Source organism: Aeromonas cavernicola, assembly GCF_002795305.1.
In the GTDB taxonomy this organism is placed as follows: Bacteria; Pseudomonadota; Gammaproteobacteria; order Enterobacterales; family Aeromonadaceae; genus Aeromonas; species Aeromonas cavernicola.
Map to the genome: position 1 here is coordinate 1 of NZ_PGGC01000265.1, position 510 is coordinate 510.

1 protein-coding gene is annotated in these 510 nt (G+C 62.5%); it reads left to right on the top strand.

What is annotated here, in order from left to right; all coding sequences use genetic code 11:
- A partial coding sequence (locus tag CUC53_RS18430) for a radical SAM protein (RefSeq protein WP_236757975.1) occupies positions 1–510 on the top strand: 510 nt, incomplete at both ends.

Below are 510 nucleotides of genomic sequence, written 5' to 3' on the forward strand. Positions count from 1 at the left end.
AACTGCCGCCGATGTAGCGCGGGCGCTGAGTGCCCCGCGCCGCACCTTGGCTGATTTTATGGCGCTGATCTCGCCAGCCGCCGAGGCGTATCTGCCGCAGATGGCGGCCGAGGCCGAGCGGCTAACTCGCCAGCGTTTTGGCAACACCATCGGCTTCTATGTGCCGCTCTATCTGTCGAACCTGTGTGCCAACGACTGCACCTACTGCGGCTTCTCCATGAGCAACCGCCTCAAGCGCAAGACCTTGAATAAAGAGGAGATTGAGCGCGAGTGTCTGGCCATCAAGGCGCGCGGTTTTGACAGCGTGCTGCTGGTGACCGGCGAGCACGAGCACAAGGTGGGGCTCGCCTATTTTCGCGAGGTGATGCCCATCATCCGCCGCCACTTCAGCACGGTAGGGATGGAGGTGCAGCCCCTCTCGCAAGCCGAATATGCCGAGCTGAAAACCCTCGGCCTCGACGCCGTCATGGTCTATCAGGAGACCTACCACGCCCCCACCTACGCCCGCCA